The 25,103-nt window shown below is 73.2% G+C and carries 28 protein-coding genes; 6 read left to right on the forward strand and 22 right to left on the reverse strand.

Annotated elements, in window-relative coordinates:
- Positions 1-176 precede the first annotated feature (176 nt).
- The 10 genes from OG370_RS10455 to OG370_RS10495 all read right to left on the reverse strand — a co-directional run bounded on the left by OG370_RS10455 (position 177) and on the right by OG370_RS10495 (position 8,803).
- The gene (locus OG370_RS10455; protein WP_328462873.1) at positions 177-914 is read right to left on the reverse strand and encodes a VIT1/CCC1 transporter family protein; all 738 of its coding nucleotides are present in this window, start codon (positions 912-914) and stop codon (positions 177-179) included.
- A 176-nt stretch (positions 915-1,090) separates the two neighbouring features.
- Entirely contained in the window at positions 1,091-2,101 is a 1,011-nt protein-coding gene (gene lgt, locus OG370_RS10460) for a prolipoprotein diacylglyceryl transferase (RefSeq protein ID WP_328462875.1), read from the reverse strand.
- Positions 2,102-2,195: 94 nt separating this feature from the next.
- On the reverse strand, positions 2,196-3,020 hold the full coding sequence (locus OG370_RS10465) for a DsbA family protein (protein WP_328462877.1): 825 nt from the start codon (positions 3,018-3,020) through the stop codon (positions 2,196-2,198).
- Positions 3,021-3,337: 317 nt separating this feature from the next.
- Positions 3,338-4,156 (reverse strand): tryptophan synthase subunit alpha, encoded by an 819-nt coding sequence (trpA, locus tag OG370_RS10470; RefSeq protein WP_328462879.1) that lies wholly within the window; start codon positions 4,154-4,156, stop codon positions 3,338-3,340.
- The gene (gene trpB, locus OG370_RS10475) at positions 4,153-5,397 is read right to left on the reverse strand and encodes a tryptophan synthase subunit beta (RefSeq protein ID WP_328473966.1); all 1,245 of its coding nucleotides are present in this window, start codon (positions 5,395-5,397) and stop codon (positions 4,153-4,155) included. Before trpB ends, trpA begins: the two co-directional genes overlap by 4 nt.
- A 58-nt stretch (positions 5,398-5,455) precedes the next feature.
- Complete coding sequence (gene trpM, locus OG370_RS41455) at positions 5,456-5,599, reverse strand: tryptophan biosynthesis modulator TrpM (protein WP_402445462.1); 144 nt, start codon at positions 5,597-5,599, stop codon at positions 5,456-5,458.
- A gap of 80 nt (positions 5,600-5,679) precedes the next feature.
- Positions 5,680-6,489: an indole-3-glycerol phosphate synthase TrpC gene (trpC, locus tag OG370_RS10480; RefSeq protein WP_328462881.1), complete on the reverse strand. Its 810-nt coding sequence runs from the start codon at positions 6,487-6,489 to the stop codon at positions 5,680-5,682.
- Positions 6,490-6,649: 160 nt separating this feature from the next.
- Entirely contained in the window at positions 6,650-7,129 is a 480-nt protein-coding gene (locus tag OG370_RS10485; protein WP_443060642.1) for a DUF2752 domain-containing protein, read from the reverse strand.
- 212 nt (positions 7,130-7,341) lie between these two features.
- The gene (locus OG370_RS10490) at positions 7,342-7,596 is read right to left on the reverse strand and encodes an HGxxPAAW family protein (protein WP_328462883.1); all 255 of its coding nucleotides are present in this window, start codon (positions 7,594-7,596) and stop codon (positions 7,342-7,344) included.
- A gap of 487 nt (positions 7,597-8,083) precedes the next feature.
- Positions 8,084-8,803, reverse strand: coding sequence for a TIGR02234 family membrane protein (locus OG370_RS10495; protein ID WP_443060857.1), 720 nt, complete (start codon positions 8,801-8,803; stop codon positions 8,084-8,086).
- 353 nt (positions 8,804-9,156) lie between these two features.
- Between OG370_RS10495 and OG370_RS10500 the strand changes: the two genes are divergently transcribed.
- Positions 9,157-10,368, forward strand: a complete 1,212-nt coding sequence (locus OG370_RS10500; RefSeq protein WP_328462887.1) for a S53 family peptidase — start codon at positions 9,157-9,159, stop codon at positions 10,366-10,368.
- Positions 10,369-10,566: 198 nt separating this feature from the next.
- On the opposite strand, the gene OG370_RS10505 is transcribed toward OG370_RS10500, so the two are convergent.
- On the reverse strand, positions 10,567-12,075 hold the full coding sequence (locus OG370_RS10505; RefSeq protein ID WP_328462889.1) for an anthranilate synthase component I: 1,509 nt from the start codon (positions 12,073-12,075) through the stop codon (positions 10,567-10,569).
- A 170-nt stretch (positions 12,076-12,245) separates the two neighbouring features.
- Positions 12,246-12,596, reverse strand: coding sequence for a phosphoribosyl-AMP cyclohydrolase (gene hisI / locus OG370_RS10510; protein ID WP_328462891.1), 351 nt, complete (start codon positions 12,594-12,596; stop codon positions 12,246-12,248).
- A gap of 126 nt (positions 12,597-12,722) precedes the next feature.
- On the opposite strand from hisI, the gene OG370_RS10515 reads away from it, so the two are divergent.
- Positions 12,723-13,721: a hypothetical protein gene (locus tag OG370_RS10515; RefSeq protein ID WP_328462893.1), complete on the forward strand. Its 999-nt coding sequence runs from the start codon at positions 12,723-12,725 to the stop codon at positions 13,719-13,721.
- Positions 13,722-13,830: 109 nt separating this feature from the next.
- Positions 13,831-14,463: a TIGR03085 family metal-binding protein gene (locus tag OG370_RS10520; RefSeq protein ID WP_328462896.1), complete on the forward strand. Its 633-nt coding sequence runs from the start codon at positions 13,831-13,833 to the stop codon at positions 14,461-14,463.
- Positions 14,464-14,640: 177 nt separating this feature from the next.
- Here the strand turns inward: OG370_RS10520 and OG370_RS10525 are convergent, their stop codons facing one another.
- Positions 14,641-15,948, reverse strand: a complete 1,308-nt coding sequence (locus OG370_RS10525) for an MFS transporter (protein WP_328462898.1) — start codon at positions 15,946-15,948, stop codon at positions 14,641-14,643.
- 282 nt (positions 15,949-16,230) lie between these two features.
- A complete protein-coding gene (locus OG370_RS10530; protein WP_328462900.1) occupies positions 16,231-16,851 on the reverse strand; it encodes a helix-turn-helix domain-containing protein in 621 nt (206 codons plus the stop codon).
- A gap of 126 nt (positions 16,852-16,977) precedes the next feature.
- Here OG370_RS10530 and OG370_RS10535 point away from each other — a divergent pair, with 126 nt between their 5' ends.
- A complete protein-coding gene (locus tag OG370_RS10535; RefSeq protein ID WP_328462902.1) occupies positions 16,978-17,592 on the forward strand; it encodes an O-methyltransferase in 615 nt (204 codons plus the stop codon).
- A 35-nt stretch (positions 17,593-17,627) separates the two neighbouring features.
- Here OG370_RS10535 and hisF read toward each other — a convergent pair whose 3' ends face one another.
- From hisF to hisD, 8 genes are all read right to left on the reverse strand, one after another.
- Positions 17,628-18,383, reverse strand: a complete 756-nt coding sequence (gene hisF / locus OG370_RS10540) for an imidazole glycerol phosphate synthase subunit HisF (RefSeq protein ID WP_328462904.1) — start codon at positions 18,381-18,383, stop codon at positions 17,628-17,630.
- Positions 18,380-18,886 (reverse strand): Rid family hydrolase, encoded by a 507-nt coding sequence (locus OG370_RS10545; RefSeq protein ID WP_328462906.1) that lies wholly within the window; start codon positions 18,884-18,886, stop codon positions 18,380-18,382. Before OG370_RS10545 ends, hisF begins: the two co-directional genes overlap by 4 nt.
- Positions 18,883-19,608 (reverse strand): bifunctional 1-(5-phosphoribosyl)-5-((5-phosphoribosylamino)methylideneamino)imidazole-4-carboxamide isomerase/phosphoribosylanthranilate isomerase PriA, encoded by a 726-nt coding sequence (priA, locus tag OG370_RS10550; RefSeq protein ID WP_328462908.1) that lies wholly within the window; start codon positions 19,606-19,608, stop codon positions 18,883-18,885. Before priA ends, OG370_RS10545 begins: the two co-directional genes overlap by 4 nt.
- A gap of 197 nt (positions 19,609-19,805) precedes the next feature.
- Positions 19,806-20,444: an imidazole glycerol phosphate synthase subunit HisH gene (gene hisH / locus OG370_RS10555; protein WP_328462910.1), complete on the reverse strand. Its 639-nt coding sequence runs from the start codon at positions 20,442-20,444 to the stop codon at positions 19,806-19,808.
- Positions 20,445-20,457: 13 nt separating this feature from the next.
- Positions 20,458-20,610: a hypothetical protein gene (locus tag OG370_RS10560; protein ID WP_328462912.1), complete on the reverse strand. Its 153-nt coding sequence runs from the start codon at positions 20,608-20,610 to the stop codon at positions 20,458-20,460.
- Positions 20,607-21,200: an imidazoleglycerol-phosphate dehydratase HisB gene (hisB, locus tag OG370_RS10565; protein WP_328462914.1), complete on the reverse strand. Its 594-nt coding sequence runs from the start codon at positions 21,198-21,200 to the stop codon at positions 20,607-20,609. Before hisB ends, OG370_RS10560 begins: the two co-directional genes overlap by 4 nt.
- Positions 21,197-22,345, reverse strand: coding sequence for a histidinol-phosphate transaminase (locus OG370_RS10570; protein WP_328462916.1), 1,149 nt, complete (start codon positions 22,343-22,345; stop codon positions 21,197-21,199). The genes hisB and OG370_RS10570 overlap by 4 nt, the downstream gene beginning before the upstream one ends.
- Entirely contained in the window at positions 22,342-23,649 is a 1,308-nt protein-coding gene (gene hisD, locus OG370_RS10575) for a histidinol dehydrogenase (protein WP_328462918.1), read from the reverse strand. The genes OG370_RS10570 and hisD overlap by 4 nt, the downstream gene beginning before the upstream one ends.
- Positions 23,650-23,824: 175 nt before the next feature.
- On the opposite strand from hisD, the gene OG370_RS10580 reads away from it, so the two are divergent.
- Together OG370_RS10580 and ybaK are read left to right on the forward strand one after the other, a co-directional pair.
- The gene (locus OG370_RS10580) at positions 23,825-24,541 is read left to right on the forward strand and encodes an LON peptidase substrate-binding domain-containing protein (RefSeq protein ID WP_328462920.1); all 717 of its coding nucleotides are present in this window, start codon (positions 23,825-23,827) and stop codon (positions 24,539-24,541) included.
- Between the two features lie 18 nt (positions 24,542-24,559).
- Positions 24,560-25,102 carry a Cys-tRNA(Pro) deacylase gene (ybaK, locus tag OG370_RS10585; protein WP_328462922.1) on the forward strand — a complete coding sequence of 181 codons (543 nt, stop codon included), beginning with the start codon at positions 24,560-24,562 and terminating at the stop codon, positions 25,100-25,102.
- Position 25,103 lies beyond the last annotated feature (1 nt).

The following is a 25,103-nucleotide window of genomic DNA, read 5'->3' on the forward strand; positions in this document are numbered from 1 at the left end:
CGAGCGGGGGTGCCCGCGCGCAGCTCGATGAACCTTTTCGGGAAAGCTCTGCCGGTTGCGTTACCGACTGATGCCCCGTGCGGCCGACGCTGAAACGAGGGGGAAACAGAACCTTGTGCCAGGTTGTCGGCCCCACCCGTACTTTCGATGGTACGGCCGGTCGTCAAGGGGGCGGGTCAGCCGACCGCGGAGCCGATCAGGGAGCCCAGCGCGAAGGTGACACCGCCCGCGGCGGCGCCCAGCACGAGCTGCCGCAGCCCGCTGTACCACCAGGAACGCGCGGTGACCCGGGCCACCGCGGCCCCGCAGCCGAAGAGCCCGACCATCGCCAGCGCGACCGCCGGCCACAGCACCGAAGCGCCCAGCAGGTACGGCAGCACCGGCAGCAGCGCGCCCAGCGCGAAGCAGACGAACGAGGAAGCCGCCGCGACCAGCGGCGAGGGCAGGTCGTGCGGGTCGACGCCCAGCTCCTCGCGGGCGTGGATCTCCAGCGCCTGCTCGGGGTCGACGGACAGCTGCCGGGCCACCTCGTGGGCCAGCTTCGGCTCCACTCCGCGCGACACGTACAACGCGGCGAGCTCGCGCAGCTCCGCCTCCGGGTTGCGGTCCAGCTCGATCCGCTCGACCGCCAGCTCCGCCTCGACCAGCTCGCGCTGCGAGGCGACCGAGGTGTACTCGCCGGCCGCCATCGAGAACGCCCCGGCGGCGAGCCCGGCCAGACCGGTGACCGCCACGGTCCGGGCGCTCACGTCACCGCCCGCGACCCCCGTCATCAGCGCGAAGTTCGACACCAGCCCGTCCATCGCGCCGAACACCGCCGGCCGCAGCCACCCGCCGCTGACGTCGCGGTGGGTGTGCTCGGGCTCGTGGTACGGCGCGGCCGCACCGGCCGGCTCGATGGTGGCCGTCGTCATGTCCCTACCCCTCCCCCGGGCGCCCCAGCGACCCGCGTACGTCTGCCAACGGTTCGACCGTACGTGGCATTCCGGGTCGCCGCCAGCAAGGGAAGGCTGCCCTGACCTGCGAATTCGTCCCCCGGCGTGGGGGTCAGCGCCGGCTGCGAAGGGGGCGCCGGGGCGGGATCAGGAGGTCAGGAGGACTGCGAGGGCTGCTCGGACTTCGCCCCGGCGGGCGCGGCACCGGCATCGACATCGGCCACGTCGGACTCCGCCGACGCCTTGGTCATGTCGACCGCGTCGCCCGCGGCGGAGGGCTCGGACGCCGAGGAGTCCGCGGCGTCACCCGCCTCGCCGGGCTCGGCGCCTTCGGCTCCGTCCGCCGCCACCGCGGCGGGCTCGACCACGGCCTCCCGGCCGGGCCGCAGCCGGGACGACACCACCATGTAGACCACGGCACCGATGAAGCAGACGATCGCCGTCCAGTCGTTGAGACGCAGTCCCAGGATGTGATGGGCGTAGTCGGACCGCATGTGCTCGATCCAGCCGCGGCCGACGCAGTACGACGCCACGTAGAGCGCGAAGGCTCGGCCGTGGCCGAGCTTGAAGCGGCGGTCGGCCCAGATCACCAGGAACGCGACGCCGACGCACCACAGGCACTCGTACAGGAACGTCGGCTGGTAGATGCCCGGCACCCGGTCGCCCGCGGTGCTGGTGATCTTCAGGCCCCACGGCAGGCTGGTGTGGTTGCCGTACAGCTCCTGGTTGAACCAGTTGCCCCAGCGGCCCAGGGCCTGGGCGAAGGCGATGCCGGGGGCGATCGCGTCGGCGTAGGCCGGCAGCGCGATGCCGCGCCGGCGGCAGCCGATCCACGCACCCAGCGCGCCCAGGGCCACCGCGCCCCAGATGCCCAGGCCGCCGTCCCACACCTTGAAGGCGTTCACCCAGTCGTTGCCGTTGGTGAAGTACAGCTCGTAGTCGGTGATCACGTGGTAGAGACGGCCGCCGACCAGGCCGAACGGCACCGCCCACACGGCGATGTCCGCGACGGTCTCCCGCTTGCCGCCGCGGGCGATCCACCGCTTGTTCCCGAGCCAGACGGCTACGAAGACGCCGATGATGATGCAGAACGCGTAGCCACGCAGCGGGATCGGTCCGAGATGGATGACACCGCGCGACGGGCTGGGAATGTATGCGAGTTCCATGGCAGTCCCGACGCTACCGTGCCGGGCGGGTGATACGGCAACCCGCCCGGCTACGTCTGGATAACGTCCTACCTCCGGCGGAGGGTCGGAACGGTCAGGACGGGCTGGGCGTGGCGGTGACCTTGCCGGGCTTCTTGCCCTTGTTCGCGGCCTGGACCATCTGCTTGAGCGAGTCCGGGGTCAGCGCCGAGGTGCCGTAGATGCTCTTGCCGTTGAGCAGCACCGTCGGGGTGGAGTTGTAGCCGGCGGTGTTGAACGCCTCGTTGGACTTCTTCACCCACGCGTCGTGTGTGCCGTTGTTCACACAGGCGGTGAAGGCCGCGTTCTTCAGGCCCGGGACCTTCCCGGCCAGGGTGAGCAGGTTCTGCTTGTCGCCGAACTTGTCGTCCTGCTCGTCCGGCTGGTTGTCGTAGACCACGTCGTGGAAGGCGCGGAACTTGCCCTGGTCCTGGGCGCAGGCGGCGGCGTTCCCCGCGTTCAGCGAGCCGTCACCGCCCAGGTTGCCGTCGATGAGGGTGACCAGGTGGTACTCCGTGCGCAGCTCGCCGCTGTCCTCCAGGCTGTGGATCGTCGGCGTGAAGCTCTTCTCGAAGGCGTCGCAGGCCGGGCAGCGGAAGTCCTCGTACACGGTCAGCGTGGACGGCGCGTCGGCCGCGCCGACCGGGATCACCAGGTTGTCCTTCCCGGTGGCGCCGCGTGGCGCGGTCACGGTGCCCGCGGAGTCGCCGGCGGTGCTCTTCTTGTTGCTGTCGTGGTCGGCCACCGCGATGGCGATGCCGGCGGCGACGGCCAGCACGACCACGACTCCTCCCGCCACCATCAGGGTCCGCTTCCGCTTCGCCCGGGCCTTGTCCCTCTCGCGCTGCGCCTGCAGCGCCTGGCGCGCGCTGGTTTTTCCGTTCCGGTTCTTCTCGCTCACGCCGTTCCAACGCGGGAGCGCTGCGCTTGGCTTGTGCCGTGGGGTGATTTCGCCCGGGCGGGTGACGTTTTGTGCACGTAAGGGTGACGGGACCCCCCGGGCTGCCCGGTGCTGTCGGTTCCGGGACCTCGCGGTGGGTGGGCGGCTGGGGGTACCTCCCAGGCGAAGCTCTGGGGGAGCGCAGTTCCCCGCGCCCCTTCGGGGCGCACCCTTCCTCCGCGGAAGGAGCCGCACCAAAAAAGTGGGCGCGGGGAACGGCGCGCGCAACCCAGCACCGGCAGGTGGTCCCTGAACCGAGAACCACCCACCCCGGAGGGTCAGGACGCCCGGCGAACGCCCACCGCGAGGTCGGCCGCCAGGGACCGTACTGCCGCGAGGCCCTCGGAGAGGTCCTCGTGGTCGAGCAGCCGCTGGACGAACGCGGAGCCGACGATGACCCCGTCGGCGAACGCGGCGACCTCCGCGGCCTGCTGGGCGTTGGAGACGCCGAGCCCGACGCAGACGGGCAGTTCGGTGGTCGCGCGGGTGCGGGCCACGAGCCCGGCCGCCTGCTCGCCGACGCTCGCCCGGGTGCCGGTGACGCCCATGAGGGAGGCGGCGTAGACGAAGCCGCTGCCGGCCGAGGTGATCCGGGCCAGCCGCTCGTCGCGGCTGGAGGGGGCGACGACGAAGACGGTGGCCAGGCCGTGCGCCTGGGCCGCCTTGCGCCACACCTCGGACTCCTCCACCGGCAGGTCGGGCAGGATGCAGCCCGCCCCGCCCGCGTCGGCGAGCTCCGCGGCGAACCGCTCGGCGCCGTACCGGTCGACCGGGTTCCAGTAGGTCATGACCAGCACCGGCTTGCCGCTGGCGGCGTGGCCCTCGCGGACGGTGCGCAGCACGTCGGCGATGCGGACGTGGTTCTTGTTGAGCGCGATGTCGTCGGCGGTCTGGATGACCGGCCCGTCGAGCACCGGGTCGCTGTGCGGCAGCCCGACCTCGACGATGTCGGCGCCGCCCTCGAACGCCGCCTTGACCGCCTCGATGCCGCCCTCGACCGTCGGGAAGCCGGCCGGGAGGTACGCGACGAGCGCGGCGCGGTGCTCGGCCCGGGCCTGGGCGATGGTCTGTTCCAGAAGCGTGACGGTGCCGCTCACTTCGCGTCCCCCTCGTCGTAGAGCCCGAAGTAGCGGGCGGCGGTGTCCATGTCCTTGTCGCCGCGGCCGGACAGGTTCACCAGGACCAGGCCCTCCGGGCCCAGGTCGCGGCCGATCTCCAGGGCGCCTGCCAGCGCGTGCGCGCTCTCGATGGCGGGGATGATGCCCTCGGTGCCGGACAGCAGCCGCAGCGCCTGCATCGCCGCGTCGTCGGTGACGGCGCGGTACTCGGCGCGGCCGGTGTCCTTGAGGTAGGAGTGCTCCGGGCCGACGCCCGGGTAGTCCAGGCCGGCCGAGATCGAGTACGGCTCGGTGATCTGTCCCTCGTCGTCCTGCAGGACGTACGACCGGGAGCCGTGCAGGATGCCGGGCTCGCCGACGGTCAGCGTCGCCGCGTGCTCGCCGGTGGCCACGCCGTGCCCGGCCGGCTCGCAGCCGACCAGCCGCACGGACGTGTCCGGCAGGAAGGCGTGGAACAGGCCCATGGCGTTGGAGCCGCCGCCGACGCAGGCCACCGCGGCGTCGGGCAGCCGTCCGGTGCGCTCCAGCAGCTGGCGCCTGGCCTCCACACCGATCACCCGGTGGAAGTCGCGGACCAGCGTGGGGAACGGGTGCGGGCCGGCCACGGTGCCGAACAGGTAGTGGGTGCGGTCGACGTTGGCGACCCAGTCCCGGAACGCCTCGTTGATCGCGTCCTTCAGGGTGCGGCTGCCGGACTTCACCGCGATCACCTCGGCGCCGAGCATCCGCATCCGCGCCACGTTCAGGGCCTGGCGCTGCGTGTCGATCTCGCCCATGTAGATCGTGCACTCCAGGCCGAACAGGGCGCACGCGGTGGCGGTCGCCACGCCGTGCTGGCCCGCGCCGGTCTCCGCGATCACCCGGGTCTTGCCCATCCGCTTGGTGAGCAGGGTCTGGCCGAGCACGTTGTTGATCTTGTGCGAGCCGGTGTGGTTCAGGTCCTCCCGCTTGAGGAAGACCCGCGCGCCGCCGGCGTGCTCGGCGAACCGCGGCACCTCCGTCAGCGCGCTGGGGCGGCCCGCGTAGTTGACCATCAGGTCGTTGAGCTCGGCGGCGAAGGCCGGGTCGGTCTTCGCCTTCTCGTATTCCGCGGCGACCTCGTCCACGGCGGCGACCAGCGCCTCCGGGATGAACTTGCCGCCGAACGGGCCGAAGTAGCCCTCCGGGGTGGGCACGGAGCCCTCCGGGTCGGGCAGGAAGAAGGTGTGTTCGTCTGGCATATCGGACATACGTGTCCCCTGGGGGGTGTGGTGGTCGGGCTGACAGCTGCTGCGCGGCTCAGCCGCGGCGCCATCGCCTGCCGTTCACCTGACCCGGCTCGCAGCCGATCACGTACCTCACCCGTCGCCCCAGCACCCGCCGCGCGGGCGCGCGGCAGCCCCGGGGTTTGCACCCGGGTGCGAGACGTTGAGCGATGGCCATGCTCCGCAGTCTAGCTGGCCGGGCGGACCCCCCGGGCTCGGCGGTTCCGCCGGTTCCGGGAGGACGGGGCGCCTCGGGGGTCAGTCGCGGCCGTGCCGCAGGGCGGGGTGCGCACCGGCCGCCACGAGATCGGCGACGGCGGTACGGGGATCGCGGCCCGTGACGAGCGACTCGCCCACCAGCACCGCGTCGGCACCGTCGTGCGCGTAGGCGATGAGGTCGTGCGGGCCCCGCACCCCCGACTCCGCGACCTTGACGATGTGGTCGGGGATCTCGGGCGCGACCCGGGCGAACGTGTCCCGGTCCACCTCGAGCGTCTTGAGGTTGCGCGCGTTGACCCCGATGATCCGGGCGCCCGCGTCGACCGCCCGCTCCACCTCCTCCTCGTCGTGCACCTCGACGAGCGGCGTGAGCCCGATGGACTCGGCCCGCTCGACGAGGGAGACGAGGGCGGCCTGGTCGAGCGCGGAGACGATGAGCAGCGCGAGGTCGGCGCCGTAGGCGCGGGCCTCCCACAGCTGGTAGGCGGTGACGATGAAGTCCTTGCGCAGCACGGCCGTGTCGACCTTCGCCCGGACCGCTTCGAGGTCGGCGAGCGACCCGCCGAAGCGCCGCTGCTCGGTGAGCACGCTGATCGCCGCGGCGCCGCCCGCTTCGTAGTCCGCCGCGAGGGCCGCCGGGTCCGCGATCGCGGCCAGCGCGCCCTTGGACGGGCTGGAGCGCTTGACCTCGCAGATCACCTTGACGCCCTCGCCGCGCAGAGCGGCCACGCCGTCGCGGGCGTCGCGCGCCTTGGCCGCACGCTCCTTGAGGTCGTCAAGGGAGACCCGGGCCTGTCGCTCGGCGAGGTCGGCTCGTACTCCGTCGATGATCTCGTCGAGCACACTCACGCGAGAACTCCCCTTCCGGCCGGGTCGAGCAGCGAAATGATCAAGCCAGTGGCGGTTGACCGCCGGCAGCCCGATGGTATCGGGCGGTGGGCTCGGTACCCGAATCGTGCCGTGTCCGGTCCCACCACCTGGACGAATGCCGTCACGGCCGCCGTGCCGGTCAGGGCGCGATGGCCGCGCCGAAGGGCAGGTTCCGGACAACCGTGAAGGCGAGGACCAGCGCGCCGATCGCCCAGCGCCACGCCGGCCGCACGTTCGGCTCGAACGGCTTGCCGCGGACCGCGCGCACCACCCAGAGCACCCAGACGACGGCGAAGACGGCGTATCCGGCGACCGCCACCGCGTTGCAGCCGAGCGCGGTGCGGACGTGGCCGTGCACGAGGGCGTAGGCGCCGCGCAGGCCGCCGCAACCGGGGCAGTACACGCCGGTGTAGTACAGCAGCGGGCAGGCCGGGTAGTGCCCGGGGGTGTTGGGGTCGACGCTGCCGACGTAGGCGAACGCGGCCGCCACGCCGCCGAGTACGCCGAGCGGTACGGCGGCGCGGCGCAGGGCGGCGCGCGGGTCGCGGCCGGTGCCGCCGGGGGGCCGCGGGCCGCGGGGGGCCGCGCGGGCGGGAGCCTCGGGGGTGAGGTGGGTCACAGCGCCGATTCTGCCCCGGGACGCACGAAGGCGCAGCGCGCGGAACGGGGTCCGGGCGACTGCGCCCTGCGAGGTACTACGAGGCCCTACCGGGTCCTGCGGCGGGCGGATCGGCCGTCGAGCCGCCGCGGACCGTGGTGCGGTCCGACCGCTCCCGCCGGCTCAGCCACTGGTCCGGCTGAGCCGTTCGACCGGTCGGGCCGGTCGTCGGTTCAGACGCCGGCGTGGGCGTGGGACTCCTCGGAGGAGCTGTCGCCGCTCGCGATCGGCTTGTACGTCTGGCCGAGGCCCATCAGCTTCATCACCCCGCCGACGATGACGCCGAGGGCGGCGATCGCCATGCCCACCCAGAAACCGGCCGAGTTCGCCGCGACCATGAAGCCGCCGGCCACGCAGAAACCGACGAACGCGATGATCACGCCGGTCCAGGCGGCGGGCGTGTGTCCGTGGTCGTGCTGTGCCGCCATGAGTGCTCCCTGCTGAGTCGGGTCGGGGCGTCCTGCGCCTCCCACTTCGTCCCCCATTGTTGCGCGTGCGGGGGGTGGGGTGCGCACCGGGGTGGGAGCGCGTCGGCCGCAGGCCGGGCACACCGCCCGAAGCGCGGCCACGGGCAGCCGCCGTCAGCGCGCGGCGGGCTTGTCCACACCTCCCCCGCGGGCGCGCGCGGGGGAGGTGTCAAGGCGCGCAGCACGCGACGGCGCACGCGCGCGCAGCCCCGCTCATGGCGCATCGGGCGCGAGTTGCCGCCACCCGCGCCGTGCGAACGGCCGCCACTGCCGCACGGCGGCTTCCCCGCGCGACCCCGGACAGGCTCCCCCGCGGAACTTCCCCTGCCGGCCACCAGCGGCGGCACCCGCAACGGGTCCGCGGGGCCCACGGACCTCGCTCGGCGGGCTTCCCCGCGCAGTCGCCACCCGGGTCACCGACCGGGCACCCCGCGGGCGGACCCCGCCGTCAGCGCGCGGCGGGCTTGTCCGCGTGGCCCCCGGCGGGGTCCTCCGTGGGGTCCTCGCCGCGGTCGAGGGCCTTCCACAGGTCCTCGGGGCGGTCCGGGTCGACCACGGGGGGCGCGGACGCGCGGGCGGCGCGGACGCCGGGCCGGTCGTAGCGGCTGGACATCGCGGGCCACCGGGAGCCGTGGCGCAGCGCGATCAGGCCGGCGAGGAGGAGCAGCAGCCCGCCCGCGACGGAGACGAACGGCCAGCCGGTGGTGCTGGTGTGCGCGGCGGTGGCGTGGGTGAGGCTGGTCGCGGTGGCGGCGGCGGAGTCCAGGGCGCCGTGGTCGCCGCGCCGGGTGAGCGCGGTGACGGCGGCGCCGAGGCCGCTGAGCGTGAGCAGCGCGGCGACGACGTAGCGGCCGACCCGGCGCACCGCGAAGATCGCCACCAGGGAGGCGAGCCCGACCAGGGCGAGCGCGCCGGGCAGTGCGGTCATCTGGCTGCCGCCCGCGTGCACCGGCATGGCGTGCCCCGCGGAGGAGGCGGTGCCGTGCGCCCAGGTCTTGCCCGCGGCCAGCAGCACCAGGCTCGCGCCGAGGACACCGCAGGCCAGCGCGACGGCGAGGGCCCGGTAGGCGGTGCGGCGGTCGGAGTCGGCGCGCCGTACGACACCGGGCCCGGCGGGGTCCGCCGGCTCGGGCCCGGCGTCCGGCGCGGGCTGCTCGGTGGACGTCACGGGTTGCTCAGGCGCGGCCGAAGACGTGTTCACCCTTCCACTATCCCCTGCCCGCGCGGCGCCCCCTCGGCGGGGGGCGGGTCCGGGTGCGGCCCGGGGGCGGGTCCGGCGGCGGCACGACGGGAGCGCGGGGGGATCGCGCGTAGGTCATGGGGAGTCAGCGCGTCCGCCACGTGAAGGTAAAGCGGAGATCACCGCCCGCTTCTTGTTGACGTGCGCCCGTCAGACATAGCGTTCCGCCCGTCCCACTGTTCCCAAAACCGCACAGAAATCCCAGCGTTCACACACGCTCCTCGGTTCCCCCCACCACAGGAGGCAGTCGCTTGCGCTTCACCCTCGGCACCCTCAGCCCGATGTCCCTCCGTACCGGCCTCGCCCTCACCGCAGCGGCGGGGCTCGCCGCGTCCGGTCTCGCCCTCGCCTCCTCGGCGCAGGCGGCCCCGGCGGTGCACGGCCTGCGGACGGCCCACTCCTGCGCCACCGCCACGACCGCCGGCCAGATGGCGTGTCAGGCCGTCAAGGTCACCAGCGGGGCGAGCACGCTGGCCAGGTCCAGCGGTGCGGTCGACCCGGCCGCGGCGCCCTCCGGCTTCGGCCCGGACGACCTGCACGCCGCCTACAACCTGCCCACCACCGGCGGTTCCGCCGCGACCGTGGCGATCGTCGACGCGTACGACGACCCCAACGCCGAAGCGGACCTCGCCACTTACCGCTCCACCTACGGCCTGTCGGCGTGCACCACCGCCAACGGCTGCTTCAGCAAGGTCGGCCAGAGCGGCAGCGCCTCCTCGCTGCCCAGCGCCGACGCCGGCTGGGCCGAGGAGATCTCGCTCGACCTCGACATGGTCAGTGCCACCTGCCCGCAGTGCCACATCCTCCTGGTGGAGGCGAGCAGCGCCTCGATGACCGACCTGGGCACCTCGGTGAACACCGCGGTGTCGCTGGGCGCGAAGTACGTCTCCAACAGCTACGGCGGCGGCGAGTCCTCGTCCGACTCGTCGTACGACAGCTCGTACTTCGACCACCCGGGCGTGGCGATCACGGTCAGCGCGGGCGACTCCGGCTACGGCGTGGAGTACCCGGCGGGCTCGCAGTACGTCACCTCGGTCGGCGGCACCTCGCTGACCGCCGACTCCTCCGCCCGCGGCTGGAGCGAGTCCGCGTGGAGCGGTTCGGGCTCGGGCTGCTCGGCCTATGACGCGAAGCCGAGTTGGCAGACGGACAGCGGCTGCTCGAAGCGCACGGTGGCCGACGTCTCCGCGGTGGCCGACCCGAGCACCGGTGTGGCGGTCTACGACACCTACGGCGGTGACGGCGGCTGGGAGGTCTTCGGCGGCACGAGCGTGTCCTCGCCGATCATCGCCTCGGTCTACGCGCTCGCCGGGACCCCGTCGTCCGGCTCCACGCCGGCGTCGTTCCCGTACAGCCACACGTCCTCCCTCAACGACGTGACCAGCGGGTCGAACGGCTCCTGCAGCACGTCCTACCTGTGCGGCGGCGCCACCGGGTACGACGGCCCCACCGGCCTCGGCACCCCGAACGGGCTCACCGCGTTCACCGGCTGAAGCCGAACGGGTCCGCCCGGGTAGCCAGTTGAGTTCGGTTCCCCGCGCCCCTGGGTAGCGGCTCTTCCGCGGAAGAGCCGCACGAACCCAGGGGCGCGGGGCGCTGCGCTCCCCCCAGAGCTTCGCCCGGGAGGGACCCCCACCTCCCACCGGCAGGTGGTCCCTCGACCGGCAGAACAAGGCGCCCCGGGGGTCCCATCACCCCGACAGCGCGTTGGCGGTGCCCACGGCCCGCAGGACGGCGGCGGCCTTGTTGCGGCACTCCGTGTCCTCGGCGACCGGATCGGAGTCGGCGACGATGCCCGCGCCCGCCTGGACGTAGGCGGTGCCGTCGCGGAGCAGCGCCGTACGGATGGCGATCGCGGTGTCGGAGTCGCCGGCGAAGTCGAGATAGCCGACGCAGCCCCCGTACAACCCCCGCCTGGCGGGCTCCAGTTCCTCGATGATCTGCATCGCGCGGGGCTTGGGCGCGCCGGAGAGGGTGCCCGCCGGGAAGCAGGCGGTGAGCACGTCGAAGGCGGTACGGCCGGGCGCGACGCGGCCGGTGACGGTCGAGACGATGTGCATCACGTGCGAGTAGCGCTCGACCGACATGAAGTCGACCACCTCGACGCTGCCGGGTTCGCAGACCCGGCCGAGGTCGTTGCGGCCGAGGTCGACCAGCATCAGGTGCTCGGCCCGCTCCTTGGGGTCGGCGAGCAGTTCCTCGGCGAGCGCCGCGTCGGCCTGCGGGGTGGCGCCGCGCGGCCGGGTGCCCGCGATCGGGTGCACCATGGCGTGCCCGTCCTCGACCTTGACCAGCGCCTCGGGGCTGGAGCCGACCACGTCGAAGCCGCCCTCCGCGTTCCCGTCCTCGCCCGGGAAACGCAACAGGTACATGTACGGGCTCGGGTTGGTGGCCCGCAGGACCCGGTAGACGTCCAGCGCGCTCGCCGTGCACGGGGTCTCGAACCGCTGCGAGGGCACCACCTGGAACGCCTCGCCGGCCCTGATCCGCTCCTTGACGTCCTCCACCGCGTCCCGGAAGTCCTGGCCGCCCCACCGGGTGGTGTACTCCGGCAGCTCCGAGGGCGGCAGCGCCACCGGCGGGTGCTCGACCGGGCGGCCCAGGTCCGCCTGCATCGCGTCCAGCCGTGCCACCGCGTCGGCGTACGCCTCGTCCACGCCGGTGTCCTCGTCGTTGTGGTTGATCGCGTTGGCGATCAGCAGCACGCTGCCGTCCCAGTGGTCCAGCACGGCCATGTCCGAGGTGAGCAGCATCGTCAGTTCGGGAAGCCGGAGTTGGTCGCTCCCGTGCTCGCCGATCCGCTCCAGGCGCCTGACGATGTCGTAGCCGAGGTAGCCGACCATGCCGCCGGTGAACGGGGGCATGCCCTCGACCAGGTCGCGCGGGGTGTGCAGGGCCTCCACGGTGGCCCGCAGCGCGGCCAGCGGGTCGCCGTCCACCGGGACGCCCACCGGCGGGGTGCCGAGCCAGTACGCCTGCCCGTCGCGCGCGGTCAGCGTCGCGGCCGAGCGGACCCCGACGAAGCTGTAGCGGGACCAGGCTTTGCTGTCCTCCGCGGATTCCAGCAGGAAGGTGCCGACGCGCTCGCCCGCGAGTTTTCTGTACAGGCCGACCGGGGTGTCGCCGTCCGCGAGCAATCGCCTGCTGACCGGAATGACGCGACGGTCGACGGCGAGCTTGCGGAACGTAGCGATATCCATGGCGGGAGGGTAGCCGTGCCGGGCTCTCTCTGTCCGCCCGCCCTGCCCCGTCCTGTGCGTAGCCGGACCTCACGGTCCGTGGGTGGCTTGTCGCGCGGTTCCCCGCGCGACAAGCCCCCACCGGGCAGGTGGTCCCTGAACCGGCAGAACGGGGCACCCCGGCGGGTCCGCTAAGCCTCCAGCAGGAGATCCGCATCGAAGCAGGTGCGGTCGCCGGTGTGGCAGGCCGCGCCGACCTGGTCGACGCGGACGAGGATCGTGTCGCCGTCGCAGTCGAGGGCGACGGACTTGACGTGCTGGACGTGGCCGGAGGTGTCGCCCTTGACCCAGTACTCGTGGCGGCTGCGGCTCCAGTAGGTGCAGCGGCCGGTCGTGAGGGTGCGGTGGAGTGCCTCCGCGTCCATCCACCCGAGCATCAGCACCTCACCGGTGTCGTACTGCTGGGCGATGGCCGGAACCAGCCCATCGGGGTTGCGCTTCAGGCGCGCGGTGATCGCGGGGTCGAGCGAGGACGACGGCATACAACCATTCTGCCGCCGATTCGCCGCAACGAGAAAAGCCGCATTAACTGGCAAACGCCGCAAGGCGATTGTCCGTTATACGGTAGCCGCTCGCCCCGTGTCACCCGTATGGGGCATCCTTTCGCCATGGGTTTTCCTCCGCCGCCGCCAGATGGTCCCCCGCCGCCTCCTGACCAGGGCGGCGGTTTTGGGCCGCCGCAGGGTTTCGGCCCGCCACCGCCTCCTCCGCCACCGGGTGAAGGCGGCTACGGCGCTCCCCAACAGCCGGGCGGCGGCCAGTCGTACGGATATCCGCAGCAGCCCGACGGTCAGCAGCCGTACGGCTACCCCCAACAGCCCGACGGCCAGCAGCCGTACGGCTACCCGCAGCAGGGCCAGCAGGGCGGGTACGGCCCGCCCGGGCAGCCCGGCGCGCCGATGCCGCCGGCCGGCTACGGCTACCCCGGCGACCCGCAGGGCTTCGGCTACCAGCCGCCCCCGCCGCCGAACAACACCAAGCGCAACGTGTGGCTCGCGGTCGGCGCGGTCGTGGTGATCGGCGCGATCGTCGGCGGGGTCGCGGTGGCCAGCAGCGGCGGCGACAAGAAGAAGAACGCCGACGACAAGCCGACCCACAGCGTCAGCATCAGCGGGCTGCCGACCGGGCTGCCCACGCCCAGCTTCACGCTGCCGACGGACCTCCCGACGGACGACCCGACGCTGGACCTCCCGACGGACCTGCCCACCGGCGACGACACCGGCCTGCCCACCGACCCGTCCTCGCCGGACGAGAAGCTGGTGCCGTACGTCTCGCTGAAGCCGGGGGTCTGCTTCGACGCGCCGTCCCTGACGTCGACGGTCTCGGAGGTGACGAAGCGCTCGTGCAGTTCCGCGCACGACGCGCAGGTCGTCGCGAACGAGACGCTCAGCGGCACCTTCTCCACCGACGCGGAGATCCAGAGCAAGGCGCTGTCGCTGTGCCAGACCGACGCGCGCAAGCATCTGCCGCACGACGGCCGGGAGTACTACCCGTACGCGCTGTTCCCGAAGCTCATCACGTACGAGCTGCAGGGCAAGAAGACCGTCACCTGCTCGCTGACCCGCAACAACGGGTCGAACCACACCAAGCTGTACAGCAAGCTCTGACCGGCGACGGGTGCGGCGGCGCGGGAGCGGCGCACCCGTTCGCACGACTTGAGTTGATCCGGCGGCCGGAAGCGGATGTTTTCGGCCGCCGGATGGTTAGCCTTGCGGTATGACGACCCATGCGCAGCGTGAACGTCTGCTCCTCGCCGACCTGCTGGAGCGTTCGGGGCCCGACGCCCCGACGCTCTGCGCGGGCTGGACCACCAAGGACCTCGCCGCCCACGTCGTGGTGCGGGAACGCCGGGGCGACGCGGCCGTGGGGATGGTGGTGCCGCGGCTCGCCGACCGCCTGGAGCGGGTCCGCAAGGAGTACGCGGCGAAGCCCTTCGCCGAGCTCGTCCAGCTGATCAGGACCGGCCCGCCGCGGCTGTCGCCCTTCTCCCTCAAGCAGGTGGACGAGGCGTCGAACACCCTGGAGTTCTACGTCCACACCGAGGACGTACGGCGTGCGGCGGCGGACTGGACCCCGCGCACGATCGACCCCGTCTTCGCGGACGCGCTCTGGGCGCGGCTGGAGCGGGCCGCCCGGCTGCTCGGGCGGCGCAGCCCGGTCGGGCTCGTGCTGCGCTGCCCGGACGGGCGGACCGTCGTCGCGCACAAGGGCACGCCGGTCGTCACCGTGACCGGGGAGCCGGCCGAGCTGGCGATGTTCGTGTTCGGCCGCCAGGCCGCGGCGAAGGTCGAGACGGACGGCCCGGAGGACGCGGTCGCGACGGCCTCCGAAGCGAATCTGGGGGTGTAGCCGAGCTGGACCCCCCGGGGTTGCCCGGTCCCGTGAGTTGAGGGACCTTGCGGTCCGCGGTGGCTTGTCGCGCCGTTCTCCCCCAGAGCTTCGCCTGGGAGGTGCCCCCACGCGCCCCTTGAGGTAGTGCGGCTCCCTCCGCGGAAGAGGGCTGAAACCCGGGTGGACAAGTGCGGCTCACTTCGCGGAGCGCACTGCCGGGGAGGCCAGTCCGACGGCACCGCCGAGCATGCTGACGGCGCCGGCCGTGAGGAAGACCGGGGTGGGGCCGAAGGAGGCGACGGCGGCGCCGAAGACGGGGTAGACGAGGGGCGCGATGCCGAAGCCGGTGAGGCTCATGACGGAGGTGACGCGGCCGAGGTAGGCGGGGTCGGACGCGGACTGGATCATCGCCACGGCCAGGCCCCCGCAGACCCCGCAGATGAGCCCGGCGAGCAGGGCGAGCGCGACGGCGACGCCGAGGACGGGGGCCGCGCCGATCAGCCCGATCGTCGCGGAACTGGCGAAGAGCGTGATGATCTGCACGACACCCGCCCTGCGGAACCTGCCGCGTACGGCCATCAGCAGCGCGCTGGCGGCCGCGCCGGCCCCGAACGCGGCGATGATCCAGCCGTATCCGCCGGAGCCCCAGCCGCGTTGCCGGGCGAGCAGCACCATGCCGATGTTGAGCGGGCCGATGAGCCCGAACTCGCTGATGGCGCCGGACAGCACGAGCGGGCCGACCAGCCGGTGCCGGCGTATGTAGCGCAGCCCGTCGCGCAGTTCGTCCCAGGCGGTGCCGTCGACGGGCTCGCCGTCCGCGAGTTGGCTGTCCACGGATTGGCCGTCCACGGGCTCGGGAGCGCCCGCCGGTGCGGCGTCGCGGTCCCGCTTCAACTCGCCGACGCGGATGGTGAGCAGGAGCGGCACGGACAGCGCGAACAGGCCGCCGGCCACGGCGAACGCGGTGCTCGCGCCGCCGAGGCCCATGGCGAGCCCGCCCAGCGGCGGCCCGGCGATGTCGCCGGCGCGCACGGCGAGCGCGCGCATCCCCTGGAGCCGGACGAGCTGGTCGCGGGCGACGAGCCGCGGCGGCAGCGCGCCGACCGCGGGCATGAACAGCGCGTCCACGACGCCGAAGACGAGGGCGACGGCCACCAGCAGCCACAGGCCGGGCGTGGTCAGCGCGAGCACCGCGGCGGCGGTGAGGATCAGCACGCAGCGCACCGCGTCGCTGCCGATCACCACCAGGCGCGGCCCGAAGCGGTCGGCCACCACTCCCCCGCCGAGCATGAGCAGGGCGCGCGGTACGGCGCCGACGGCCATCACCAGGCCCACCTCCGCGGCCGGTGCCACCTTCGCGGCGGCGAAGCCGAGGGCGAGGAAGTAGACGCTGTCGCCGAGCAGGGAGGCGGTGTACGCGGTCAGCCAGCGCAGCACGTTCAGGTCGCGGTGGGCTGCGGTCGTACGGGTGGGCGCCGGGGAGGCGTGCGCGGTGCCGATCATGGCGGATGGGCCTTCCTGGTGGGCGAGTGGGGACGCTGCGCGTGGCGGACGAAGTCGTACGTAAGGGGCGCCGTCAGGGGGCATGCGGGCCTTACCCGCGGACTCGGCAAGGGGCAGGCATCAGGGCGTGCGGGCCTTACCCGCGGGCTGTCGCGTGAGATGCGCGCCGGGTGGGGTGCGGGGTGGATCGGTTGTCGGTGGGCGGCGCCGGGCAGGGGTGGACTGCCTCAACCCCCGCCAGAGGCCCTGTCGGCGGACCTGGGCGCCAACCCGTCCTCGGCGCTACCCGCGGTGCGGGAAGCCGTACATCTGGACGAAGACGTGCTCACGGCCCTCGGTGTCGCCGGCCTCCTCCGCGGCCTTGCCGCGATCGGCCCAGCGCCACATCAGGGCGCCGATCTCGTCGGCCATCTCCTGGAGTTCGGCGGCCGTCAGCCGTGGCATGAACTCGTTGGAGAAGGCCGCCTCCGTCCACTCCTTGGACCACGCGGGCAGTTCGTCCAGGTACTGCTCGTACCGCTCCGCGCGGGTGGCCAGGAGTTGCCGGGTGACCTGGCTGAGAACGGCGACGCCCTCGGGCTGGTCGTCGAAGTCGGAGTTGCGGAAGTTGAAGCCGCGGTCGGAGGAGAGCTTCCACCAGCGCTCGCGGCCGTCGCCGTCGTGCCCGGGCGCCTCGACGATGAAGCCGTGCGCGGCGAGCTTGCGCAGGTGGTAGCTGACCAGCGACACCGCCTCGTCGACCTGGTCGGCCAGCCGCGAGGCGGTGGCCTCACCGCCGGTGAACAGCGCGCGGTAGATCCGGATGCGCAGCGGGTGGGTGAACACCTTCAGCGCTTCCAGGTCGGTGATGCGCGGTGCGCGATTGCGCGGTTCATGAGCCGGAGCTGCCTGTTCGTCTGCCACCCTCCCTACGGTAGATAGGAAAGAAAAATTGCGCAACACTATTTGCGCAACTTCTCTTTCCTGTCTCCGCCCGCCGATTCCCCGGACTTCCCGCGTCCGCGCCACGCCCCCGGCAGGATGGCAGCCATGTCTCTCCACGGCACCCGTGCCCACCTCGCCGACCCCGCCGACCTTCCGCCCCTGGTCGAACGCGCGGCACAGACCGCCCAGCAACTCGACTTCCCCTACTCCTGCCGGCCTGAACAGGGGCGGCTGCTGCACGCGTTGGCCGCCGGCGCGCGGCGGATCGGCGAGACCGGGACCGGCTGCGGGGTGGGGCTGGCCTGGCTCGTCTCGGGGATGCGCGCCGGCGCCACCGCGGTCAGCGTCGAGCGCGACCCCGTACGGGCCGAGGCCGCCGCCAAGCTCTTCGCCCCGTACGCGCCCGACGTCAACGTGGTGTGCGCCCAGTGGACCGAGATAGCCGCGCACGGGCCGTTCGACCTGCTCGTCCTCGACGGCGGCGGCCAGGGCAAGGACGCGGGTGGCGCGGCGGCCGACCCTGCGGCCCTCCTCACGCCCGGCGGCCTGCTCGTCGTCGACGACTTCACGCCCTCCGGCGGGCAGCCCCCCACCTTCCAGGGCCGCCCGGACACCGCCCGCCTGCACTGGCTGGAGCACCCCGCCCTGCACACGGTCGAGATCCCGCTCGCGCCCGACTTCGCGGTGCTCGTCGGCACCCGTTTGGGCACGGCGCTCTGACCGCGGGAGCCGGGGCGGCGAACGGCCCGACGGCCTCAGCGGACCCGGTGACCCGCTTCCCTCAGCGCCGACTTGACCTCGCCGATCCGCAGGTCGCCGAAGTGGAAGACGGAAGCGGCCAGCACCGCGTCCGCGCCCGCGGCCACCGCCGGCGGGAAGTCGGCGACCCGGCCGGCGCCGCCGGAGGCGATCACCGGCACGGTCACGCGGGCCCGCACCGCCGCGATCATCTCGGTGTCGTAGCCGTCCTTGGTGCCGTCCGCGTCCATCGAGTTGAGCAGGATCTCGCCGGCCCCGAGGTCGGCCGCGCGCTCCGCCCACTCCACCGCGTCGATGCCGGTGCCGCGCCGCCCGCCGTGCGTGGTGACCTCGAACGAGCCGGTCGGGGTGCGCCGGGCGTCGACCGAGAGCACCAGCACCTGGCGGCCGAACCGCTCGGCGATCTCCCGGATCAGCTCGGGCCGGGCGATCGCCGCGGTGTTCACGCCCACCTTGTCCGCGCCGGCCCGCAGCAGCTTGTCCACGTCGTCGGCGCTGCGCACCCCGCCGCCGACGGTGAGCGGGATGAAGACCTGCTCGGCGGTGCGGCGCACCACGTCGTAGGTGGTCTCCCGGTCCCCGGAGGACGCGGTGATGTCGAGGAAGGTCAACTCGTCGGCGCCCTCGGCGTCGTACAGCTTCGCCATCTCGACCGGATCGCCGGCGTCGCGCAGGTTCTGGAAGTTGACGCCCTTGACCACCCGCCCGGCGTCCACGTCCAGGCAGGGGATGACTCGGACCGCGAGGCTCATGCGCCGCCCTCTTCTCGTTCGCCGGGCTCTACGGGCCCGCCCCGCGCGTCGCCGCGGTACGCCTCGATCTCCACCTCGACCAGCACCCGGGAGTCCGCGAACCCCGCCACCACGACCATCGTGGCGGCCGGCCGCACCGCCCCGAACACCTCGAGATGCGCCCGGCCGACCTCGTCGGCGTCCCGCGCGTGGCTGAGGTACATCCGGGTCCGGATCACGCTGCCGGCGTCCAGGCCGAACGGCTCCAGCGCGGACAGCGCGCTGCGGAAGGCGCTGATCGTCTGGTCGTACGGCTCGGCGTCGCCCGGGACGGTGCCGCTGGTGGGCGCCGGCATGATCCCGGCCACGATGACCCGGTCACCCGCCGCGACCACGCGGGAGGAGCCGATCGCCTCCTCCCAGGAGCTGTCGTCCGAACGGACACGGTGCACCTGCGGGGATCGCGCGGACTCCGGGGAATCCTGGGTTTCCGGGGATTCCGGGACTTCCGGGGACTCGGTCATCGGGAAACAGCCTCCAGGGCTTCTTGAAGCGTGAACGCCTCCGCGTAGAGCGCCTTCCCGACGATCGCGCCTTCCACGCCCTTCGGGACGAGCGTGGCGATCGCCCGCAGGTCGTCGAGGCTGGAGACGCCGCCGGAGGCGACCACGGGCTTGTCGGTGGCCGCGCACACGTTCTCCAGCAGCTCCAGGTTGGGGCCCTGGAGGGTGCCGTCCTTCGCGATGTCGGTCACGACGTACCGCGCGCAGCCCTCGGAGTCCAGCCGGGCCAGCGTCTCGTACAGGTCGCCGCCGTCGCGGGTCCAGCCGCGGCCGCGCAGCGTGGTGCCGCGCACGTCGAGGCCGACCGCGATCCGGTCGCCGTACTCGGCGATCACCTTGGCCACCCACTCCGGGCTCTCCAGCGCGGCCGTGCCGAGGTTGACCCGGGTGCAGCCGGTGGCCAGCGCCGCCGCGAGGCTGTCGTCGTCACGGATGCCGCCGGACAGCTCGACCTTGATGTCCATGGTCCGGGCCACCCCGGCGATCAGGTCGCGGTTGTCGCCGGTGCCGAACGCCGCGTCGAGGTCGACCAGATGCAGCCACTCCGCGCCCGCCTGCTGCCAGGCCAGCGCCGCGGCGAGCGGGTCGCCGTAGGAGGTCTCCGAGCCGGACTCGCCGTGCACCAGGCGGACGGCCTGGCCGTCGCGGACGTCGACGGCGGGGAGGAGTTCGAGCGTGCTCATCGGAATGCGGTCCTCGGGGGATCGGTCGGATGCGGGGCGGTCGGTCGTACGGTCATACGGTCGGTCGGTGAGCCGGTGGTCCGGCAGCCGGCCGGTCCGCCGGCCCATCGGCGCCAGGCGGTCGAGCGGAACTTCAGCCGGCCCGGACGCGCGCCCGGCCGGGGTGCCGGCGACATCTGCGGTGCCGGCCGCGGGTGTCAGAGCGTGTCGAGCCAGTTCTCCAGCAGCCGCGCACCCGCGTCACCGGACTTCTCCGGGTGGAACTGGGTGGCCCACAGCGCGCCGTTCTCCACCGCGGCCACGAACGGCTCGCCGTGCGTGGTCCAGGCGACCTTGGGCGAGCGGATGGCGCTGGTCGAGGGCGGCATCTCCCACTCGCGCACCGCGTAGGAGTGCACGAAGTAGAACCGGGCGTCCTCGTCGAGGCCGGCGAACTGACGAGAGTCCTGCGGGGCCTTGACGGTGTTCCAGCCCATGTGCGGGACGACCGGCGCGCGCAGCGGGGCGACGGTGCCGGGCCACTCGTCCAGGCCCTCGCTCTCCACGCCGTGCTCGATGCCGCGGCTGAAGAGCACCTGCATGCCGACGCAGATGCCCAGCACCGGGCGCCCGCCCGCCAGCCGGCGACCCACGATCCAGTCGCCGCGGACCTTCCTGATGCCCTCCATGCAGGCGTCGAAGGCACCGACGCCGGGCACCAACAGCCCGTCGGCGTCCATCGCCCTGCGGTAGTCCGCGGTGATCTCCACCTCGGCGCCGGCCCGGGCCAGCGCCCGCTCGGCGGACCGTACGTTGCCGAACCCGTAGTCGAGGACGACGACGCTCTTGCTCGTCATGGCCGCGCCCCCTTCACAGTTGGAGCAGCCCGGTGACGAGCGCCATCACCGAACCGACCGCGAGCAGCGTGATCAGGCTCCTGGACTGCTTCTGCTTCCAGAACGAGTAGACCCCGCCGGCCAGGAACAGCCCCAGCAGGATGAAGAGGGATGACCCCTTGTTCATAGCGCGCCCTTCGTCGACGGCAGGATGCCCGCGGCGCGCGGATCGCGCTCGCTGGCGTAGCGCAGGGCCCGGGCCAGCGCCTTGAACTGGCACTCCACGATGTGGTGCGCGTTGCGCCCGTAGGGCACGTGGACGTGCAGGGCGACCTGTGCCTGGGCGACGAAGGACTCCAGGATGTGCCGGGTCATCGTGGTGTCAAAGGAGCCGATCATCGGCGCCATGTGCTCGGGCTCGGTGTGCACCAGGTAGGGGCGGCCGGACAGGTCGACGGTGACCTGGGCGAGCGACTCGTCCAGCGGCACCGTGCAGTTGCCGAACCGGTAGATGCCGACCTTGTCGCCGAGCGCCTGCTTGAACGCGGCGCCCAGCGCGAGCGCGGTGTCCTCGATCGTGTGGTGCGTGTCGATGTGCAGGTCGCCCTCGGTCTTCACGGTGAGGTCGAACAGGCCGTGCCGGCCGAGCTGGTCGAGCATGTGGTCGTAGAAACCCACGCCGGTCGAGACGGAGACCTGCCCGGTGCCGTCGAGGTCGATCTCGACGACGGTGGACGTCTCCTTGGTGGTGCGCTCCACGCGGCCCACGCGGGTCATGCGGACTCCTTGTCGGTGCGGCTGTCGCCGCCGCTGTGCTCGGTGCTGTACGTCGTGAACACGGCCTTCGCCGCGTCCAGGAACGCGCTGTTCTCGCTGGGGGTGCCGGTCGAGACCCGCAGCCAGCCGGGGACGCCGTTGTCGCGGATGAGGACGCCGTGGTCGAGGACGGCCTGCCAGGCGGCGTGGCTGTCGGCGAACCGGCCGAACTGGACGAAGTTCGCGTCCGAGTCGGTGACCTGGTAGCCGATCGCGCGCAACTCGCCGACCAGCCGGTCGCGTTCGACCTTGAGCTGCTCGACGTAGCCGAGCAGCGTGTCGGTGTACTCCAGCGCGGCGAGCGCGGTGGCCTGGGTGACCGACGACAGGTGGTACGGCAGCCGCACCAGTTGGACGGCCTCCACCACGGCCGGGTCGGCCGCCAGGTAGCCCAGCCGCAGGCCCGCCGCGCCGAACGCCTTGGACATGGTGCGGGTCAGCACCAGGTTCGGCCGGCCGTCGATCAGCGGCAGCAGCGACGGCTGGTGCGAGAACTCGCCGTACGCCTCGTCCACCACCACCAGCGACGGCTTCGCGGCCTGCGCGGCGTCGTACAGCGCCAGGACGGTCTCGGCGTCGGTCGCCGTCCCGGTCGGGTTGTTCGGGGAGCAGATGAACACGACGTCGGGGCGGAGCGCGGCGATCTCGCGGCGGGCGGCGTCGGTGTCGATGGTGAAGTCGGCGTGCCGCGGCCCGGAGACCCAGCCGGTGCCCGTGCCGCGGGAGATCAGCGCGTGCATGGAGTACGACGGCTCGAAGCCGATCGCGGTGCGGCCGGGCCCGCCGAACGCCTGGAGGAGTTGCTGGATCACCTCGTTGGAGCCGTTGGCGGCCCAGACCTGGGCGGTGCCGACCTGGTGGCCGGCGGTGCGGCTGAGGTAGCCGGCCAGTTCGGTGCGCAGCTCGACCGCGTCGCGGTCCGGGTAGCGGTTGAGCCCGCGGGCGGCCTCGGCGACGCGCTCGGCGATCCGGGCGACCAGCGGCTCGGGCAGCGGGTAGGGGTTCTCGTTGGTGTTCAGCCGCACCGGCACGTCCAGTTGCGGGGCGCCGTACGCGGACTGGCCGCGCAGTTCGTCGCGCAGCGGCAGGTCGTCGAGGGAGGTCACGATCCGCCTCCGAACCGTACGGTGACGGCGGAGCCGTGCGCGGGCAGGTCCTCGGCGCCGGCCAGCGCCACCACGTGGTGGGCGACCTCGGCGAGCGCCTCGCGGGAGTAGTCCACGACGTGGATGCCGCGCAGGAAGGACTGCACGGACAGGCCCGAGGAGTGGCAGGCGCAGCCGCCGGTGGGCAGCACGTGGTTGGAGCCGGCGCAGTAGTCGCCGAGCGAGACGGGGGCGTGCGGGCCGACGAAGACCGCGCCGGCGTTGCGTACCCGGGCAGCGAGGGCGGCGGCGTCCTGGGTCTGGATCTCCAGGTGCTCGGCCGCGTAGGCGTCGACGACCTCCAGGCCCTGCTCCAGGGTGTCGACCAGCACCGTGGCGGACTGGCGGCCGGAGAGCGCGGCGGTGATCCGCTCGCGGTGCTTGGCGGCGGCGACCTGGACGTCGAGTTCCTTGTCGACGGCGGCGGCGAGTTCCGCGGAGGTGGTGACCAGCACCGCGGCGGCGAGGGTGTCGTGCTCGGCCTGGCTGATCAGGTCGGCGGCCACGAAGCCGGGGTCGGCGGAGGCGTCGGCGAGGATGGCGATCTCGGTCGGTCCGGCCTCGGCGTCGATGCCGATCCGGCCCTTGAGCAGGCGCTTGGCGGCGGCCACGTAGATGTTGCCGGGGCCGGTGACGAGGTTGACCGCGCGGCACTCGTCGGTGCCGTAGGCGAACATGGCGATCGCCTGGGCGCCGCCGGCCGCGTAGACCTCGTCGACGCCGAGCAGGGCGCAGGCGGCGAGCACCGGCGCCGAGGGCAGCCCGGTGTCCTTCTGCGGCGGGGAGGAGACGGCGACACCTTCGACGCCGGCCTCCTGCGCGGGCACCACGTTCATCACCACGGAGGACGCGTACGCGGCCAGGCCACCCGGGACGTACAGCCCGACCCGCTGCACCGGCACCCATCGCTCGGTGACGGTGCCGCCGGGCACCACCTGCGTGGTGGTGTCGCTGCGGCGCTGGTCGTGGTGGACGATCCGGGCCCGGCGGATGGACTCCTCCAGGGCGGCGCGCACCTCGGGGTCGAGCTGGGCGAGGGCGTCGGCGAGGGCCTGCGCGGGCACCCGCAGCCGCTCCGGCCGCACTCCGTCGAACCGCTCGCCGTAGTCGATCACCGCGGCGCTGCCACGATGGCGGACGTCCTCGCAGATGGGCCGCACGGCGTCGAGCGCGGCCTCCACGTCGAACTCGGCCCGGGGCAGCAGGTCGCGGTCGATGCCACCGTCGGGGAAGGCGGCACCGCGCAGATCGATTCGGGAGATCACGCTGCCAAGTGTAGAGACCCGCTCGCCGCCCCCGTTCCGCGGTTCCACTCCGTGATACGGTCCACGGTCGCCGAGCCGCGCCCGACGGGCTGCCGCCGCGCGGTCGCGCCGCAGGTGGGACGCGGGTGCCGGGAAGGGTGCCGAACGGGGGCGTACTGCCCGTACGCTGGCCGCTGTGACCGATCGCCTTCCGCTCTTCCCGCTCAGTTCGCCGCTGTTCCCGGGGCTGGTACTGCCGCTGAACGTCTTCGAGGAGCGCTACCGCGCGCTGGTGCGCGACCTGCGGGCGCTGCCGGAGGACGCGCCGCGGCGGTTCGGGGTGGTGGCGATCAAGAACGGCCAGGAGATCGCGCCGACCGGTCAGGAGGGCCGGGCCACCGGTCCGGCCGCGGGCCTGGGCGACGACCCGCTCGCGGCGCTGTACGGCTTCGGCTGCGTCGCCGACGTGGCGGACATCGTGGACAGCGGCGACGGCGGCTTCCGGATGCACGCGACCGGCATCGTACGGTTCCGGCTCCTGTCGGTGGACGCGTCCGGCGCGTATCTGACCGGCGAGGTGGAGGAGCTGGCGGAGGAGGCGGGCACCGGGGCGGGCGCGCTGGCGCCCGAGGTGACCCGGGCCTTCCGCACCTACCAGAAGCGGCTGGCCGGGTCGCGCGAACGCAGCCTGTCCTCGCAGGAGTTCACCGACAACCCGACGGTGCTGTCGTATCTGGTGGCGGCCACGATGATCGCCGAGACGCCGGCGAAGCAGCGGTTGCTGGAGGCGCCGGACTCGGCCGCCCGGCTCACCGAGGAGCTGCGGCTGCTGCGCCGGGAGAGCGCGGTCATCGAGAAGCTGCCGTCGCTGCCCGCGGTGGATCTGACCCAGCAGCCGATCTGCGCGAACTGACCTGGCAGGCTTCGGGGCATGGCGAAGAAGTCCCGTACCGGCGGCACCCTCCCCCTGCCTTCGGCGGGGGGACCCCCGGCGACCGTCGCGCTGCGCGTCCTCGAAGAGGCCGGCGTGCCCTACACCCTGCACGCCTACGCGCACGACCCGTCCTCCGAGCTGTCCTACGGCGAGGAGGCCGCGGCCGCGCTCGGCACGGACCAGGGCCGGGTGTTCAAGACGCTCGTCGCGGAGGTGGACGGCGCGCTGACGGTGGCGGTGGTGCCGGTGTCCGGCTCGCTGGACCTCAAGGCGCTGGCGTCGGCGGCCGGCGGCAAGCGCGCGGCGATGGCCGACCCGGCGGCAGCCGAGCGGAGCAGCGGCTACGTACGCGGCGGCATCTCCCCGCTCGGCCAGCGCAAGGCGCTGCCGACGGTGGTGGACGCCACCGCGCTGTCCCATCCGACGGTCTTCGTGTCCGCGGGCAAGCGGGGCCTGGAGGTGGAGCTGGCACCGGCCGCGCTGGTGGAGCTCACCGCCGCGGCCACCGCCCCGCTGCTCCGTCCGGGCACCCGCGGCTGAC

Source organism: Streptomyces sp. NBC_00448, from assembly GCF_036014115.1.
In the GTDB taxonomy this organism is placed as follows: domain Bacteria; phylum Actinomycetota; class Actinomycetes; order Streptomycetales; family Streptomycetaceae; genus Actinacidiphila.

What these genes read in the sequence shown, in the direction of transcription:
- OG370_RS10455 (WP_328462873.1), bottom strand. Translation starts at nt 914, where the DNA reads ATGACGACGGCCACCATCGAGCCGGCCGGTGCGGCCGCGCCGTACCAC.
- lgt (WP_328462875.1), bottom strand. Translation starts at nt 2,101, where the DNA reads ATGGAACTCGCATACATTCCCAGCCCGTCGCGCGGTGTCATCCATCTC.
- trpB (WP_328473966.1), bottom strand. Translation starts at nt 5,397, where the DNA reads ATGCCAGACGAACACACCTTCTTCCTGCCCGACCCGGAGGGCTCCGTG.
- trpM (WP_402445462.1), bottom strand. Translation starts at nt 5,599, where the DNA reads ATGGCCATCGCTCAACGTCTCGCACCCGGGTGCAAACCCCGGGGCTGC.
- OG370_RS10490 (WP_328462883.1), bottom strand. Translation starts at nt 7,596, where the DNA reads ATGGCGGCACAGCACGACCACGGACACACGCCCGCCGCCTGGACCGGC.
- OG370_RS10500 (WP_328462887.1), top strand. Translation starts at nt 9,157, where the DNA reads ATGTCCCTCCGTACCGGCCTCGCCCTCACCGCAGCGGCGGGGCTCGCC.
- OG370_RS10505 (WP_328462889.1), bottom strand. Translation starts at nt 12,075, where the DNA reads ATGGATATCGCTACGTTCCGCAAGCTCGCCGTCGACCGTCGCGTCATT.
- hisI (WP_328462891.1), bottom strand. Translation starts at nt 12,596, where the DNA reads ATGCCGTCGTCCTCGCTCGACCCCGCGATCACCGCGCGCCTGAAGCGC.
- OG370_RS10515 (WP_328462893.1), top strand. Translation starts at nt 12,723, where the DNA reads ATGGGTTTTCCTCCGCCGCCGCCAGATGGTCCCCCGCCGCCTCCTGAC.
- OG370_RS10520 (WP_328462896.1), top strand. Translation starts at nt 13,831, where the DNA reads ATGACGACCCATGCGCAGCGTGAACGTCTGCTCCTCGCCGACCTGCTG.
- OG370_RS10525 (WP_328462898.1), bottom strand. Translation starts at nt 15,948, where the DNA reads ATGATCGGCACCGCGCACGCCTCCCCGGCGCCCACCCGTACGACCGCA.
- OG370_RS10535 (WP_328462902.1), top strand. Translation starts at nt 16,978, where the DNA reads ATGTCTCTCCACGGCACCCGTGCCCACCTCGCCGACCCCGCCGACCTT.
- hisF (WP_328462904.1), bottom strand. Translation starts at nt 18,383, where the DNA reads ATGAGCCTCGCGGTCCGAGTCATCCCCTGCCTGGACGTGGACGCCGGG.
- OG370_RS10545 (WP_328462906.1), bottom strand. Translation starts at nt 18,886, where the DNA reads ATGACCGAGTCCCCGGAAGTCCCGGAATCCCCGGAAACCCAGGATTCC.
- priA (WP_328462908.1), bottom strand. Translation starts at nt 19,608, where the DNA reads ATGAGCACGCTCGAACTCCTCCCCGCCGTCGACGTCCGCGACGGCCAG.
- hisH (WP_328462910.1), bottom strand. Translation starts at nt 20,444, where the DNA reads ATGACGAGCAAGAGCGTCGTCGTCCTCGACTACGGGTTCGGCAACGTA.
- OG370_RS10560 (WP_328462912.1), bottom strand. Translation starts at nt 20,610, where the DNA reads ATGAACAAGGGGTCATCCCTCTTCATCCTGCTGGGGCTGTTCCTGGCC.
- hisB (WP_328462914.1), bottom strand. Translation starts at nt 21,200, where the DNA reads ATGACCCGCGTGGGCCGCGTGGAGCGCACCACCAAGGAGACGTCCACC.
- ybaK (WP_328462922.1), top strand. Translation starts at nt 24,560, where the DNA reads ATGGCGAAGAAGTCCCGTACCGGCGGCACCCTCCCCCTGCCTTCGGCG.